General features: G+C 76.6%; 3 protein-coding genes. All 3 read left to right on the top strand.

Annotation, left to right across the window (positions count from 1 at the left end):
* On the top strand, positions 1-759 hold a 759-nt coding region (locus ABEB07_RS28370), incomplete at its 5' end, for a VWA domain-containing protein (RefSeq protein ID WP_345670953.1).
* Positions 752-1,858, top strand: coding sequence for an XdhC/CoxI family protein (locus ABEB07_RS28365; protein WP_345670952.1), 1,107 nt, complete (start codon positions 752-754; stop codon positions 1,856-1,858). The genes ABEB07_RS28370 and ABEB07_RS28365, both read left to right, overlap by 8 nt.
* A 113-nt stretch (positions 1,859-1,971) precedes the next feature.
* A partial coding sequence (locus ABEB07_RS28360; RefSeq protein WP_345670954.1) for an SRPBCC family protein occupies positions 1,972-2,389 on the top strand: 418 nt, incomplete at its 3' end.

Genomic DNA, 2,389 nt, shown 5'->3' with positions numbered 1-2,389 from the left:
CCGGCGCGGCGCGGGGCCGTCGATCCGCACCGCACCGTGCGGGAGCTGCTGCGGCGCGGCGGCGAGCCCGCGCTGCCGCGCCGGCACGCGCGCAGCGAGCGGCCCCGGCGGGTGGTGCTGCTGGTGGACGTCAGCGGCTCGATGGGGCCGGACGCCGACGCGCTGCTGCGATTCGCGCACGCGGCGGCCCGCGCGCGGCGCACCGAGGTGTTCACCGTCGGCACCCGGCTGACCCGGGTGACGCGTGAGCTGTCCCACCGCGACCCGGACCTGGCGATGGCGGCGGTCGGCGAGGCCGTGCCCGACTGGCGCGGGGGCACCCGGCTCGGGGAGCTGCTGCGGGAGTTCCTGGACCGCTGGGGGCAACGGGGCATGGCGCGCGGCGCCGTCGTCGTGCTGCTCTCGGACGGCTGGGAGCGCGGCGATCCGCGGCTGCTCGCCGACCAGATGCGCCGCCTGCACCGGCTCGCGCACCGCGTCGTGTGGGCCAACCCCTTGAAGGCGCGCCCCGGCTACGCCCCCCTGGCCGCCGGAATGGCGGCGGCCCTGCCGAGCGTGGACGCCTTCGTCGAGGGCCACAGCCTGGCCGCACTGGAACGCCTGGCAGCGGTGGTACGGGGCGCGGACACCGGAGGCGGGGGGACGGCGACGGCGGGCGGGGTGAGGGCCGGCGGGACCGGGCCCGGAAGGGGCGGGTCGGTGGTGGAGGGGGCGGGGGGCTCGGGGTGGGGCGAGTGGGAAGGAGTGGAGCGTGCGTGAGATTCTTCCGGCGCTCGGGCGCTGGTACGCGGCGCGGGCGCCCTTCGCGCTGGCCACCGTCGTCACGGTGAGCCGCAGCGCGCCGCGCGACCCCGGCGCGGCGATGGCGGTCGGCCCGGAGGACGAGGTCGTGGGCAGCGTGTCCGGCGGCTGCGTGGAGGGGGCCGTCTTCGAGCTGGCGCGGGAGGTGATGGCGAGCGGCCGGGCGGAGCTGGCGTCCTTCGGGTACAGCGACGAGGACGCGTTCGCGGTCGGCCTCACCTGCGGCGGCGAGATCAGTGTGCTGGTCAGGCCCGTGACCCCGGAGACGGATCCGGCGTTCGGGGCGGTCGCGGCGTCGGTGGCCGCCGGCGAACCGGTCACCGTGGCGACGGTGGTCGACGGGCCCGCGCCGCGCGGCGCGGCCCTCGCGGTGTGGCCCGACACGGTGGCCGGCACCCTGGGCGCGCCCGGACTGGACGTGGCGGTCACCGCCGACGCCCGCGGCGAACTCGCCCTGGGCGCCACCGGGACGCGGCACTACGGGGCGCGCGGCGAGCGCCGGGAGGACGCCGTCGCCGTGTTCCTGCATTCCTTCGCGCCGCCGCCGCGGATGCTGGTGTTCGGCGCGATCGACTACGCGGCGGCCGTCGCCCGGATCGGCGCCTTCCTCGGCTACCGGGTCACGGTGTGCGACGCCCGCCCGGTGTTCGCCACGCCGAAGCGGTTCCCCGACGCGGTGGAGGTCTTCGTGGACTGGCCGCACCGCTACCTGCGCGCCACCGACACCGACGAGCGCACGGTGGTCTGCGTGCTCACCCACGACCCGAAGTTCGACGTGCCGCTGCTGGAGGAGGCGCTGCGCCGCCCGGCCGCGTACATCGGGGCGATGGGCAGCCGCCGTACCCACGACGAGCGGCTGGAGCGGCTGCTCGACGCGGGCCTGACCGAGGCCGAGCTGTCCCGGCTGCGCTCGCCGGTCGGTCTCGACCTGGGCGCCCGCACCCCCGAGGAGGTGGCCGTGTCCGTCGCGGCCGAGATCATCTCGCTGCGCTGGGGCGGCACGGGTACGCCGCTGACCGCGACCGCGGGAGCCATCCACGCGGTGCGTTCCGCCTGACCGCCCGACCACCCGACCACCCGACCACCCGACCATCCGATCGCTTGACCGTCCGATCGCTTGACCGTCCGACCGTCTGCCCGCCCGACCGTCTGATCGTGAAGAGGAAGTCCATGGAACTGCGCCACGAGTTCACCGTTCCCGTCCCGCTCGGCGACGCCTGGCGGGCGCTCCTCGACATCGAACGGGTCGCGCCGTGCCTGCCCGGTGCCACCGTGGAGGACTACGACGGCAGGACCGTGACCGGGGCGGTGAAGGTGCGGCTGGGCCCGATCACCGTGGCGTACAAGGGCACGGCGGTCTTCGAGGAGCAGGACGAGACGGCGCACCGCCTGGTGCTGGCGGCGAACGGGCGGGAGACGCGCGGACAGGGCACGGCGCGGGCGACCGTGACGGCGGACCTGGAGGAACGCGACGGCGTGACGGCCGTGTCGGTGTGCACCGATCTGACGGTGACCGGCCGTCCGGCGCAGTTCGGGCGCGGGGTGCTGGCGGAGGTCGGCGACCGGCTGGTCGGGCAGTTCGCCGACT

This window comes from Streptomyces similanensis (assembly GCF_039543625.1).
Taxonomy (GTDB): domain Bacteria; phylum Actinomycetota; class Actinomycetes; order Streptomycetales; family Streptomycetaceae; genus Streptomyces; species Streptomyces similanensis.
Note: the sequence above shows the minus strand (reverse complement) of the source record. Positions and strands in the feature narration are given on the sequence as shown.